Here is a 12,868-nt window from a genome sequence, read left to right on the forward strand (position 1 = left end):
CCTCAACGTGGGCGAAAGTGGTCGGCTGTTCACCAGCGAGTCGGTGACCGAGGGACATCCGGACAAGATTTGCGACGCGATCAGTGACTCGATCCTGGATTCGCTGCTGACCGACGATCCCAAGTCCCGGGTGGCCGTCGAGACCGCGGTGACCACCGGCCAGGTCCACGTCATCGGCGAGGTGACCACCTCGGCGCGCGAGGCGTTCGCCAACATCAACGCCACCGTCCGCGAGCGGATCCGCGAAATCGGCTACGACTCCTCGGAGAAGGGCTTCGACTACGAGACCTGCGGCGTCAACATCGGCATCGGCGCGCAGTCCCCGGACATCGCCCAGGGCGTGGACACCGCCTATGAGACCCGCGTCGAGGGCGAAAGCGACCCGCTGGACCTGCAGGGCGCCGGCGACCAGGGCCTGATGTTCGGCTACGCCAACACCGACACCCCCGAGTACATGCCGCTGCCGATCGCGCTCGCGCACCGGCTGTCGCGGCGGCTGACCAAGGTCCGCAAGGACGGGGTGCTGGACTACCTGCGCCCGGACGGCAAGACCCAGGTCACCATCGCCTACGACGGCAACACCGCGCTGCGCCTGGACACCGTGGTGCTGTCCACCCAGCACGCCGACGGTGTGGACCTGGTCGGCGGGCTGACCCCGGCCATCCGGGAGACCGTGGTCGACGTGGTGCTGGCCGAGCTGGGCCACGAGACCCTGGACACCTCGGACTTCAAACTGCTGGTCAACCCGACCGGAAAGTTCGTCATCGGCGGACCGATGGGCGACGCGGGACTCACCGGCCGCAAGATCATCGTCGACACCTACGGCGGGTTCGCCCGCCACGGCGGCGGCGCCTTCTCCGGCAAGGACCCATCCAAGGTGGACCGCTCGGCCGCCTACGCCATGCGCTGGGTCGCCAAGAACGTGGTGGCCGCCGGCCTGGCCGAGCGGGCCGAGGTGCAGGTCGCCTACGCGATCGGCAAGGCTGCCCCGGTCGGGCTGTTCGTCGAGACCTTCGGCACCGAGAACTTCGACCCGGCGCGCATCCAGAAGGCCATCACCAGCGTCTTCGACCTGCGCCCCGGCGCGATCGTGCGCGACCTGGACCTGCTGCGCCCGATCTACGCGCAGACCGCCGCCTACGGCCACTTCGGCCGCGACGACCTGGATCTGCCGTGGGAGCGCCTCGACAAGGTCGATGACCTGAAGGCTTCTGTTTAACGACGAAGGTGGGGCCGTCTGACGACGAAGGCGGCGCGAGGTACGAGCGCCGTTGAGGAGTCGGACACTGCTGGTGGCACGAGCCCCGTTGAGGAGTTGAACAATCCGGCTCCGTTTAACGACGAAGGCGGGGCGAGGCACGAGCCCTGCTGAGGAATTGCTGTCTTGGAGCCCCTCCACGCGCCGGTAGATTCAGTCTTGTGACGCCTCCCGGAGACCCTGGCACGCTCGATGACGTCAGCGTGACGCGCCGAGCGTTGTATGCGCTGATCCAGCCGGGGTGGATGCACCTCGCAACGCTGTTTCCGGTGCTGGCGCTGGCCTGCGCCTGGCCGCTGATCCGGCTGCTGCACTTCTGGGGGATGCTGCTGATTCTGGCTGCGACGGCCACCTGGCTCACCTGGTTTCTGGTGAAGGCCAGGGGGGTGCGCGCACTGCCGGTCCGGCCCGTCCCGGTGCGGTTCTTCTCCCGGCGGGTGTTTCGCGGCGTGCTAGCGCTGATGGTGGCGGGTCTGGCGACCGTGCTGGCCTATTGGGCTGTGCTCGCGGTTGTCGTCGATCCGACGGTGGCGCTCGGCTGGACGGGTGCGGGCATGCTGTTTCTGATCCCGTTCATCCTGGCGGTGCCTGCGATCGGCTGGCGGCTGGACCCGACCGGCGTCGACAGCTCTGCGCTGCGTGACCTCCCGGATCAGCCGGCGACGCTGGATCCGCTGATCGCGTCCCGGGAGCCGCTAGCCGTTTGCGCGACGCTGGCCTACGTGGGTCAGCTCGGCGACGACCTGCTGGCCCGAACCCTGGGAATCAGTACCTACGACGTGAGCCGGGTGAGTGCGGAACTGGTTCGCGCGCAATACATCTACGTTCAGCCCGACGGGCCCGGGTGGTGGCTGGGGCTGACCCCGGCGGGCCGGGCCGCCTACCGTCGTCACCTGCGGGCGCTGGGCGCGTGAAATTGCCGCGCTGAAACCCCTCCGGCAGTCGGTAGCTTCAGATCCATGATCAGCACCGACCAAGCCGGAACCCTCGAAGACGTTGCGCGCGTACGGCGCGAGCTGTTTTCGGGCAAGCTGCCCGTACGGTTCACACTATGGCTCCTGGTGCCGTTTGGATTGTTCGCCGCAAGCCCCTGGCTCTCGGACCTGATGGGGTCATGGTTTTCTCTGCTGGCCCTGGTTGTCATGTTGGCATGGCTGAGCTCGATGAGACTGGTGAACCGCGAATCGCCCGACGCGGCAGTTCGCGCGCCGCGGTTGTTTTCACGGCGGCCGATGCGCTTCGGCCGGGGGGCTTATCTGGTTGGGTGGCTGGTGCTGTCGGCACCGGTGGTCGTCGTGGGTCCCGGCTCGAGTGTGCGGTACGTCGCCTATCCGCTGGCAGCCCTGCTGGGCGTGCTGTGGTTCCGGTACAGCGAATCGCTGGTCGGGCGCCTGGACCCCACCGGCGTCGACAGCCCGCCGTTGCTGGAGGCGCCCGACCAGCCGCCCTCACTGGACCCGCTGATCGCCCCGGCGCGGGAGTTGCGTGCATGCGCCGCGCTGGCGTATGCGCGTCAGGTTGACAGCGGCGTCGTGGCGCACCTGACCGGTGACGTCGACGTCCTTGCGTGCGTTCCTGACCTGGTCGCCGCGGATTACGCCGTCACACAAGATGACGGGGAGCAGACGTGGCTGTCGCTGACCCCGCAGGGCCGCGCCGCCTACCGTCGTCACCTGCGGGCGCTGTTGGAGGGCGGCGCCTGAATCCAGGCGCTGCCCTGTTCGCGGTCCAACGCGGTGACGGCCCGGTTGCGCAGCCCGAAGATGTAGACGCCCAGGCTCACCCCGATCACCGCGGTCACGTAGACGATGAACCAGCCCGGGTGGTGGCCGGACTTGGCGGCCTGGAACAGCATCGGCGCGGTCCCGCCGAACACCGAATTCGCCAGTGCGTAGCCCAGTCCCACGCCCAGTGCCCGGACCTCGGCCGGGAACAGCTCGGCCTTCACGATGGCGTTGATCGAGGTGTAGCCGGTCAGGATGACGTAGCCGAGGGCGGTCAGCGTGAACGCGGCGACCGCCGAGGTGGTCTGCGGCAGATAGGTGAGCAGCACCCAGGTGTAGGCGAGGCCGCCGATCCCGAAGAACACCAGCAGCGGCTTGCGGCCGATGCGGTCGCTGATCAGACCGCCGACCGGTTGCAGCGCCATCAGGAAGATCAGCCCCAGCAGGTTGATCCAGGTCGCGGTCATCGCCCGGTCGGATCCGAAGGCGGACTTGACGATTGCCGGTGCATTGACGCTGTAGGTGTAGAACGCGACCGTGCCGCCGGCGGTGATCAGGAAGACCAGCAGCAGCGGACGCCACTGCGTGGTGAACAGTGCCCGCAGTGAGCCGGCGCTCCGGTCGGAGCCCGAGCGGATCTGCTCCAGGTGCGCATCGCTGAGCGACTCGTCCATGCTGCGGCGGATCCACAGCACCACCAACGCCGCGACGCCGCCGAGGAAGAACCCGATGCGCCAGCCCCAGTCCTTGAGCGCATCGACGTCGAGTGCGCTCAGCGCGATCAGCAGGGTGAACTGTGCCAGCACATGGCCCCCGACCAAGGTCACGTACTGGAACGACGACAGGAAACCGCGCCGGTTCGCCGTCGCCGCCTCCGACATGTAGGTCGCCGATGTGCCGTATTCGCCGCCGGTGGCGAATCCCTGTATCAGCCGGGCGATCACCAGCAGCACCGCCGCCCAGTTGCCGATGGAATCCCGCGTCGGCATCACCGCCACCAGGAACGAGCAGGCCGACATGATGGTGACGCTGATCATCAACGCGTTCTTGCGCCCGCGGCGATCGGCGAACCGGCCGAAGAACCACGAGCCGACCGGGCGCATGACGAACGTGACCGCGAAGATCGCATAGATGTACACCGTCGAATTGGTGTCCGCCGCATCGAAAAACTTCGCCTCGAAATACGGCGCGAACACCGTGTAGACGTAGACGTCGTACCACTCGACGAGGTTGCCGGCCGAGCCCTTCACCGTGTTGAGCACCGCCCGTGGCGTGCTGGTCTGGGTGCGGGTGGGACTCGTCATGGTTGTCGCCTCGGAAGGTGTGTACGACTCAGTCGTGCAGCGCGGCCCGCAGTGCGGCCAGACCGCGCCCGGTCGCCGCGGTCGCGGCCGGCACCACACCCGAGTAGGCGATGTAGCCGTGCACCAGGCTGTCGGCCACGTCGACGGTGACCGGGACCCCGGCGGCGGCCAGCAGCTCGCCGTAGCGGATGCCGTCGTCACGCAGTGGGTCGTGCCCGGCCACCGCGATGTACGCCGGAGCCGCCTCGAACAGGTCTCCGCGCGCCGGGATCAACGTCGCCGGCGCCTCGGCGAGGTTGACGTGCCGGGCGTAGGCGGCGGAGAACGCCGCGACCGTCGCGGTGTCGAGGATCGGTGCGTCGGCGTTCTCGGTGAACGACGGCAAGCTGGTGTCCCACACCACCGACGGGTACCAGAGCAGCTGGAAGGCCAACCCCAACCCGGCATCGCGGGCCCGCAGCGCAGCCCCGGCGGCCAGGTTGGCTCCGGCCGAATCCCCGGCCACTGCAATCAGCTTCGCGTCCCCGCCCAACGACGGGGCGTTCAGGGCCGTCCACTCGAGTGCCGCCCACACGTCGTCGGGTGCGGCGGGGAACGGGTGTTCGGGGGCGAGCCGGTAGTCCACGGAGACCACGATGGCGTCGGCGCCGACGGCGTGCTCGCGGGCGGCGGCGTCGTAGCTGTCCAGATCACCCAGGACGAAGCCGCCGCCGTGCAGGAACACCACCACCGGATGGCCGGGCGCGGCGTTCGGCGGGGTGTAGATCCGCAGGCCCACCGGCCCGCCCGGACCGTCGATGCTGTAGTCCTGCGCATCGACCTCGGGGTGCAGCGGACGGCGCGGCAGCTCCCGGAAGCGCTTCCGGGCGGCCTCGATCCCGTCGTCCAGACTCAGTTGGAACGGAACCGCGTCGAGTACCTTCTGCATGATGTCGTCGATGGCTGCCATGGGATCAAACTACGCACCGCGGGTGCGCCGGTGGTGGGTGGCCGCCGCGGTCGCGGGGGCGGCCTACGGGGTGTTCCTCATCGTCGCCGCGGCCGGTCTGCCCGCCGGATCCGACCTGGCCGGCCGATTCCCCGGCCAGCCGGTGGCCAAATCACTGATGGCGCTGCTGCTGGCCGCCGCCGCGCTCTGGCATCCGATCCGCCGGGAACGGATCGGGCTGATCGCCGCGCTGGGATTCTCCGCCTCCGGGGACTTCCTGCTGGCCATCAGCTGGTGGAAGCCGTCGTTCATCGGCGGGTTGGGATCGTTTCTGCTCGCGCACCTGTGCTACCTGCTGGTGCTGGCCCCTTTGATTCGGCGCAGGCAACTGCCTGCCGCCCGGTTGGTGGCCGCGGTGGTGGTGACCGTGGCCTGCCTCGGGCTGCTCGCCTGGTTCTGGCCGCATCTGAAAGAGATGACCGTCCCGGTCACCATCTACATGCTGGTGATCGCCGCCATGGTCTGCGCGGCCTTGCTGGCCGCGCTGCCGACGGCCTGGACCGCCGTCGGCGCGGTGTGCTTCGCGTCCTCCGACGCCATGATCGGCACCAGCGTGTTCATCCGCGGCGACGAACTCCTGGCGGTGCCGATCTGGTGGGCGTATGCCGTCGCGCAACTGCTGATCACCGCCGGGTTCTTCTTCGCGCGCAGCGCCGCCGGAATGTCGGACGCGCCTGCTAAACCGGCACCATGACCGTCATCCGGCAGGCCGCCGAACACGAGCCGATCGCTCGGGTGCTGCCGATGCTCACCGTCCCGCACCTCGACCGCGACTTCGACTACCTGGTGTCGGCCGAGCAGTCCGACGACGCCCAGCCCGGCGTGCGGGTGCGCATCCGCTTCCACGGCCGCCTGGTCGACGCGTTCGTGCTGGAACGCCGCTCCGACAGCGACCACGACGGCCAACTCGGCTGGCTGGACCGGGTCATCTCACCCGAGCAGGTGTTGACGCCCGACATCAGGCGGCTGGCCGACGCGGTGGCCGCCCGCTACGCCGGCACCCGCGCCGACGTCCTGCGGCTGGCCATCCCGCCCCGGCACGCTGCGACGGAGAAGAAACCCAGTCTCGCGCCGGCCGAGTTGTTCACTCCCGCACCGGATCCGGTGTACTGGTCGGCGTATGCCGGTGGTGAGAAGTTCCTCGCCGCGCTCGGTGACGGCCGCGCGGTGCGGGCGGCGTGGCAGGCGCTACCGGGGGAGGATTGGACCGCCCGGTTCGCCGAGGCCGCCGCGGCGGCGCTTTCCGGTGGCCGGTCGGTGCTCGCCGTCGTCCCCGACCAGCGCGACGTCGACGCCCTGGCCGCCGCCGCGGCGCTCACCTGCGACGAGGACAACGTCGTGACGTTGAGCGCCGGACTGGGCCCGTCGGCGCGCTACCGGCGCTGGCTGTCGGTGCTGCGCGGCTGCTCCCGGGTGGTGATCGGCACCCGCAGCGCGGTGTTCGCACCGGTGGTCAACCTCGGTCTGCTGATGATCTGGGACGACGGCGAGGACACCCTCGCCGAACCCCGCGCCCCCTACCCGCACGCCCGCGACGTCGCCATGCTGCGCGCCCACCAGCTGCGCTGCGCGGCCGTCATCGGCGGCTATGCCCGCACCGCCGAGGCCCAAGCACTGGTCGACAGTGGCTGGGCCCACGACCTGGTCGCCCCCCGCGCCACGGTCCGTGCCCGCGCGCCCCGGATCGTCGCCCTCGACGACGACGGCTACCTGCAGGAACGCGACCCGGCGGCCCGCACCGCCCGGCTGCCGTCGGTGGCGCTGCGCACCGCCCGCACCGCACTGGACGCCGGGCACCCGGTGCTGGTCCAGGTGCCGCGGCGCGGTTACGTCCCCGCGCTGGCCTGCGCGGAATGCCGCACGGTGGCCCGCTGCCGGCACTGCACCGGGCCGCTGGCACTGACCTCGGGCAGCTCCGGGGCCACCTGCCGCTGGTGCGGCCGCGCCGACCCGGTGCCCCGCTGCAACGCCTGCGGCGCCACCCGGGTGCGCGCCGTCGTCGTCGGCGCCCGGCGCACCGCCGAGGAACTCGGCCGCGCCTTCCACGGCGCAACCGTCATCACCTCGTCGGCGGAAACCGGGGTGGCGACCCTCGGCCCTGGCCCCGCTTTGGTGATCGCCACCCCCGGCGCCGAACCCCGGGCTCCCGACGGCTACGGCGCGGCTCTGCTGCTCGACGGCTGGGCCCTGCTGGGCCGGGCGGACCTGCGCGCCGCCGAGGACGCGCTGCGCCGCTGGCTGGCCGCCGCCGCGCTGGTACGGCCCGGGACCGACGGCGGGACGGTCACCGTCGTCGCCGAGGCCGCCATCCCCACCGTGCAGTCGCTGATCCGGTGGGATCCCGTCGGGCACGCCCGCGCCGAACTGGCGGCCCGCACCGAGGTCGGGTTGCCGCCCGCGGTGCACCTGGCCGCCCTCGACGGCCCCGCGCCCGCGGTCACCGCCCTGCTGGCCGACGCCGGGCTGCTGAGCGCGGACCCCGGGTATCCCGCCGAAGTGCTCGGACCGGTGCCGCTGCCGGCCGGCGCCCGGCGTCCCGCCGGCATCGACGGCGACGCCGAGATCATCCGGATGCTGGTCCGCGTGCCCCGCGATTTCGGCCTCGCGCTGGCCACCGCGCTGCGCCGGGCCACCGGGGTGGCCTCGGCGCGCCGCGTTCATCAGCCGGTCCGGGTACAGATCGACCCGCTGCGCATAGGCTGACCCAGTGCTGCGCATCCTGGCCCGGGTATTGCGCTGGGCGCTGGCCCTCGGTCTGCTGGCCATCGCCGTGCTATGGCCCCTGCTGGCCGGTGGCACCGACTCCGCCGGCGCCGTCGCCGAAGACGACCCGGTGGTCATCACCGAACTGCAGGCCGACTTCCAGGTGGGCGCCGACGGCACCATGGCCGCCACCGAAACCGTCACCGGGTACTTCCCGCCCGGCCGTCACGGCCTGTTCCGTTTCTGGGACACCACCAATCCCAACGAACCCGGCGTGCGGCAGCGACCCATCCTGGACTCCGTCACCGTCGACGGAGATCCCGCCCGCACCGAGCTGAGCACCCGCACCGGCGAGCGTCTGCTGGTCGCCAAGATCGGCGACCCGGACATCGTGCTGACCCCCGGCCTGCACGTCTACCAGCTGCGCTATCGCATCCCGGGTGTACTCGACCCGGGCGACACCGGCGCGGACCGGCGGTTCGCCTCCGGGACCGGCGACACCGCGCCCACGGCCACCGCGTTCTACTGGAACGTCGTCGCGCCCGCCTGGAACAACCGCATCGACCACGCGAGCATCACCGTCACCCTGCCCGGCGAGATCACCGGCGCGCAATGCTCGGTGGGGCTCGGCCTCGGCCGCGCCTGCGACGACCTGAGCATCACCGGCCACACCCTGACCGTCGAGGCGACCGCCCTGCGCCCGCACACCCCGGTGACCGTCCGCGCCGGCGTCGACGTGCCGACACCTGAGCGGCTGGTCCTGCCCTGGGGCCAGCGCTGGGACGCGATCCTGGGCACCTCGGTCGCCGGGGTGCAGGTGGTGCTCGGATTGACCCTGGCCGCCGCGGTGATCGGGGTGGCAGCCGTTCGGGCCACCCGGGAACCCGCCCCTGGTTTCCCGCTGCAGTACGCCCCGCCGCCCGGGTTGGGCCCGGTGCAGTGCGAATACCTGCGCACCGAATCGGTTCCTCCCGGTGCGTTGGCCGCGACGCTGCTGCACCTGGCCGAACGCGGCGTGGTGTCCCTGACCCGTCGTTCCGCCGACGACTGGAAGGTCACGACGGTCCCCGGCGCACCCTTCGCGAGCATCGATCCGGTCGGCCGCGCGGTAGCCGGCGCGCTCAACCTCGACCAGCCTGGCGGAAAGTTCAGCGCCAACGGCACCGCGAAGGCCGGCGAGAAACTCCGCGCCGCCGGCAACACACTGGACTCGGCGGTGCGCAAATGGGCGCGGGACGCCGGCTTGCTGGTTCCGCGGCGATCCGAGTGGCTGGTGCGGGTGGCCAACGTCGTGGCGCTGATTCTGCTGGTGCTGGCCTCGATTCGGTGGTTGGGCGCGCCCACCATGTGGGTGCTGCCGTTCGGGGCGTTCTTCTACGCCTCGGCGCCGGGATGGCTGCCGGGCGTGGGCACCCGGCGCACCGCCGAGGGACGGCGCGTGTGGTCGACGGCCGAGGGGTTCCACCGGATGCTGGCCACCGACTCGGCGCCGGCCCGCTTCGATTTCAGCGCCCGCAACGACCTCTACACCGCCTACCTGCCGTTCGCCGTGGCCGGGGGAGTCGCGGCGGCCTGGGCCGCCAAGTACCGGCAGGAGACCGGCGAAACGCCTCCCACCCCGAGCTGGGTGCACGGCAGCGGCGGGAATGCCGCAGCGTTTGCCTCCGGGTTCACCGACAGCTTCTCCTCGGCCCTGTCGTCGTCGATCAGCGCCTACACCGCCTCCCAGACGTCGTCGTCGAGCAGCGGGGGCTCTTCCGACGGAGGCGGAGGTGGTGGAGGCGGCGGTGGTGGTGGCGGCGGAGGCTCCTGGTGATGAGCTGCCGAGCGCGGCCCATAAACTGATCGGCGTGCGTCTTGTATTCGCCGGCACCCCCGCGCCCGCCCTGCCGGCGTTGCGCCGCCTCATCGCCTCGCCTCGCCACGAGGTGATCGCCGTGCTCACCCGCCCGGATGCCGCCGCGGGCCGCCGCGGCAAACCCGCCCCGTCACCGGTGGCGAACCTGGCCGAGGAGGCCGGTATCCCGGTCCTCAAACCGGCCCGCCCCAACGCGGGCGAGTTCGTTGCCGAACTCGCCGCGCTGGCCCCGGACTGCTGCCCGGTCGTCGCCTACGGTGCGCTGCTGGGATCCGAACTGCTGGCCGTACCCGGCCATGGCTGGGTGAACCTGCATTTCTCGCTGCTGCCAGCCTGGCGTGGCGCCGCCCCCGTGCAGGCGGCCATCGCCGCGGGTGACACCGTCACCGGCGCAACGACATTCGCCATCGAACCGGCCCTGGACTCCGGCCCGGTCTACGGCGTGGTCACCGAAACCATCCGGGACACCGACACCGCCGGGGGCCTGCTGGACCGGCTCGCCGAATCCGGCGCCGGCCTGCTGGAGGCCACCCTGGACGGCATCGCCGATGGCGCCCTGACCGCCGTGCCGCAACCCACCGACGGGATCAGCCTGGCCCCGAAGATCACCGTCGAGGCCGCCCGGGTGCGCTGGACCGAGCCCGCCCAGGCCGTCAACCGGAACATCCGCGCCGTCACGCCCAGCCCGGGAGCCTGGACCATGATCGGCGACCTGCGGATCAAGGTGGGCCCGGTGTCCCCGGTCGATGCGGAGTCGTTGCCGCCCGGTGTCATTCGCGTCGAACGCAACCGGGTACTGGTTGGAACCGGTTCGGCGCCCGTGCAATTGGGTGTGGTGCAGCCACCGGGTAAGAAGCCGATGGCCGCGGCCGACTGGGCCCGCGGCGCCCGCCTCGACGAAGCGGTGGCCCGATGAACCAGCGGGACAACATGAACCAGCGAGGCAACGGCCCCCGCCGGCCACGCACCGACCGGTCCCACAATGACCGGCAGCGAGGTGACCGGCAGCGTGGCGATCGGCCGCGAAACGACCGGCCGCGGACGGATCCCCGGCGTCAGCCGCTCGACCCGGCCGATGCCGATGCGCGCCGGGCTCTTCACGGCGACTCGCCGCGCGAGGGGAAGCCAGACGCCCGAGGCGAACGGCGGCGCGGCAACTCGCCGCTCGACCCGGCGCGACGGGCCGCGTTCGACACGCTGCGGGCGGTCACCGAGCGCGACGCCTACGCCAACCTGGCCCTGCCGGCGCTGCTGGCCGAACGCGGAATCACCGGCCGCGACGCCGCATTCGCCACCGAACTGACCTACGGCACCTGCCGCACCCGCGGTCAGCTCGACGACATCATCGCCGCCACCGCCAACCGCCCGGTCGCCGATATCGACCCGATCCTGCTGGACCTGCTGCGCCTCGGCGCCTACCAGCTGCTGCGGACCCGGGTCGAGCCGCACGCCGCGCTGGACACCACCGTCAGCGCCGCCAAGAACGAATTCGATTCCGTCCGGGGCGGTTTCGTCAACGCGGTGCTGCGCAAGATCTCCACGCGGGACCTTGACGGCTGGGTCGCCGAGCTGGCCCCGGACCGGGCCACCGACCCGATCGGCAACCTCGCCTTCGCCCACGCCCACCCCCGCTGGATCGCCCAGTCCTTCGCCGACGCCCTCGGTGCCGACGCGGCCGAGCTGCCCGCGGTGCTGGCGGCCGACGACGCCCGCCCCCAGGTGCATCTGGCCGCCCGGCCCGGCGTACTGACCGCCGCCGAACTGGCCGAACAGACCGGCGGCACCGTCGGCCGCTACTCGCCGTACGCGGTGTACCTGCCCGGCGGTGATCCCGGCCAGATCGCCGCGGTCCGCGAGGGTGCGGCGCTGGTGCAGGACGAGGGCAGCCAACTGGTGGCCCAGGCGCTGACCCGGGCCCCGCTGGAGGGGCCCGACGGTGGCCGCTGGCTGGACCTGTGCGCCGGGCCCGGCGGCAAGACCGCACTGCTCGCCGCGATCGGCAAGGGCGTGGGCGCGACCGTGACGGCCGTCGAGCCGGCGCAGCGTCGCGCCGAGCTGGTCGAGCAGAACACCGCCGGCCTCGACGTCACCGTGCTGTGCGTCGACGGCCGCGATGTCGAGGAGATCCTTGGCGCCACCGGGCTCGGCGAGGGTGCACCGGGTTTCGACCGGGTGCTGGTCGACGCCCCGTGTACCGGTCTGGGCGCGCTGCGCCGCCGCCCCGAGGCCCGCTGGCGACGTCAGCCCGCGGATGTCCCGGTACTGACCAAGCTGCAGCGCGAACTGCTGGCCGCGGCGATCGCCCTGGTGCGCCCCGGCGGGGTGGTGCTGTACTCCACCTGCTCACCGCACCTGGCCGAAACCGCCGGAGTCATCGCCGACGCCGTCCGGCGCCACCCGGTGGAGTTGCTCGACGCCCGGGAGCTGTTCGAGCCAGTGGAAGACCTCGGCGCCGGTCCAGCCGTGCAACTGTGGCCGCACCACCACGGCACCGACGCCATGTTCGCCGCCGCGCTGCGCAAGAAGTAGCCGCGGGCTACCCGAGTTCGATCACGCGCGGCCCGCCGCCGCACTGCGGAAGCTCCCCGCCGCTGCCGTCGGAGTTGAAGGGGCGCCTGGCCTGGGTCAGGCCCTCGTTGAGGAAGTAGCAGGTGGCGCTCGGCGCCCACCGGTAGGAGAACGGGTTCTTTGGCTGGGCGCGCGCCCACTGCTGCCCGTAGTGCGATCCGTCGGGGTATGCCTCGCCCATGCAATAGCGGCTTCCGCCGCCGATCTGTTCGTGAAAGTTGCCACCGGGGCACCAGCCCGCGTCGCCGTTGGGGATGAACGGGTCGGGATCCGCCGCCGCGGTCGGGGCCAGGCTCAGCGTGGTCGCTGCGGTGAGCGCGGTGGCTCCGGCGAGCAAAGCCCTCTTGATCATGTAAACGCTCCTTCGTTGCAGGCAGTTTCGTTCGGGCGGCATGGTGGTTCGATTGCCGCCGCCCGTGCGCCTTGGTCCGTAGATCGCAAATCCTTGGCAGAACGTTAACGCGG

The 12,868-nt window shown here is 71.5% G+C and carries 11 protein-coding genes; 8 read left to right on the plus strand and 3 right to left on the minus strand.

Translation table 11 applies throughout. From position 1 onward, the window contains the following. Positions 1-7 precede the first annotated feature (7 nt). From metK to G6N16_RS11835, 3 genes are all read left to right on the plus strand, one after another. Complete coding sequence (gene metK, locus G6N16_RS11825; RefSeq protein WP_083030659.1) at positions 8-1,219, plus strand: methionine adenosyltransferase; 1,212 nt, start codon at positions 8-10, stop codon at positions 1,217-1,219. 200 nt (positions 1,220-1,419) lie between these two features. Then, positions 1,420-2,172, plus strand: coding sequence for a winged helix DNA-binding protein (locus G6N16_RS11830; RefSeq protein WP_133052924.1), 753 nt, complete (start codon positions 1,420-1,422; stop codon positions 2,170-2,172). Between the two features lie 45 nt (positions 2,173-2,217). Then, positions 2,218-2,961, plus strand: a complete 744-nt coding sequence (locus G6N16_RS11835) for a hypothetical protein (RefSeq protein WP_083030662.1) — start codon at positions 2,218-2,220, stop codon at positions 2,959-2,961. Here the strand turns inward: G6N16_RS11835 and G6N16_RS11840 are convergent. Further along, a complete protein-coding gene (locus G6N16_RS11840) occupies positions 2,928-4,286 on the minus strand; it encodes an MFS transporter (protein WP_083030664.1) in 1,359 nt (452 codons plus the stop codon). The genes G6N16_RS11835 and G6N16_RS11840 overlap by 34 nt on opposite strands. 28 nt (positions 4,287-4,314) lie before the next feature. Beyond that, entirely contained in the window at positions 4,315-5,235 is a 921-nt protein-coding gene (locus G6N16_RS11845) for an alpha/beta hydrolase (protein WP_083030665.1), read from the minus strand. Between G6N16_RS11845 and G6N16_RS11850 the strand changes: the two genes are divergently transcribed. From G6N16_RS11850 to G6N16_RS11870, 5 genes are read left to right on the plus strand one after another with little or no spacing between them, the layout of a single operon-like run. After that, complete coding sequence (locus G6N16_RS11850; protein ID WP_407663638.1) at positions 5,216-5,968, plus strand: lysoplasmalogenase; 753 nt, start codon at positions 5,216-5,218, stop codon at positions 5,966-5,968. The genes G6N16_RS11845 and G6N16_RS11850 overlap by 20 nt on opposite strands. After that, positions 5,965-7,977: a primosomal protein N' gene (locus G6N16_RS11855; RefSeq protein WP_083030669.1), complete on the plus strand. Its 2,013-nt coding sequence runs from the start codon at positions 5,965-5,967 to the stop codon at positions 7,975-7,977. Before G6N16_RS11850 ends, G6N16_RS11855 begins: the two co-directional genes overlap by 4 nt. A 16-nt stretch (positions 7,978-7,993) precedes the next feature. After that, positions 7,994-9,793 (plus strand): DUF2207 domain-containing protein, encoded by a 1,800-nt coding sequence (locus G6N16_RS11860; RefSeq protein ID WP_163787970.1) that lies wholly within the window; start codon positions 7,994-7,996, stop codon positions 9,791-9,793. 34 nt (positions 9,794-9,827) lie between these two features. After that, positions 9,828-10,751 carry a methionyl-tRNA formyltransferase gene (gene fmt / locus G6N16_RS11865; protein WP_083033256.1) on the plus strand — a complete coding sequence of 308 codons (924 nt, stop codon included), beginning with the start codon at positions 9,828-9,830 and terminating at the stop codon, positions 10,749-10,751. After that, positions 10,748-12,364 (plus strand): RsmB/NOP family class I SAM-dependent RNA methyltransferase, encoded by a 1,617-nt coding sequence (locus tag G6N16_RS11870; RefSeq protein ID WP_234806009.1) that lies wholly within the window; start codon positions 10,748-10,750, stop codon positions 12,362-12,364. The genes fmt and G6N16_RS11870 overlap by 4 nt, the downstream gene beginning before the upstream one ends. A 7-nt stretch (positions 12,365-12,371) precedes the next feature. Here the strand turns inward: G6N16_RS11870 and G6N16_RS11875 are convergent, their stop codons facing one another. Then, positions 12,372-12,755, minus strand: a complete 384-nt coding sequence (locus tag G6N16_RS11875) for a hypothetical protein (RefSeq protein WP_083033241.1) — start codon at positions 12,753-12,755, stop codon at positions 12,372-12,374. Positions 12,756-12,868: the final 113 nt, after the last annotated feature.

Source organism: Mycolicibacterium insubricum (assembly GCF_010731615.1).
GTDB lineage: Bacteria > Actinomycetota > Actinomycetes > Mycobacteriales > Mycobacteriaceae > Mycobacterium > Mycobacterium insubricum.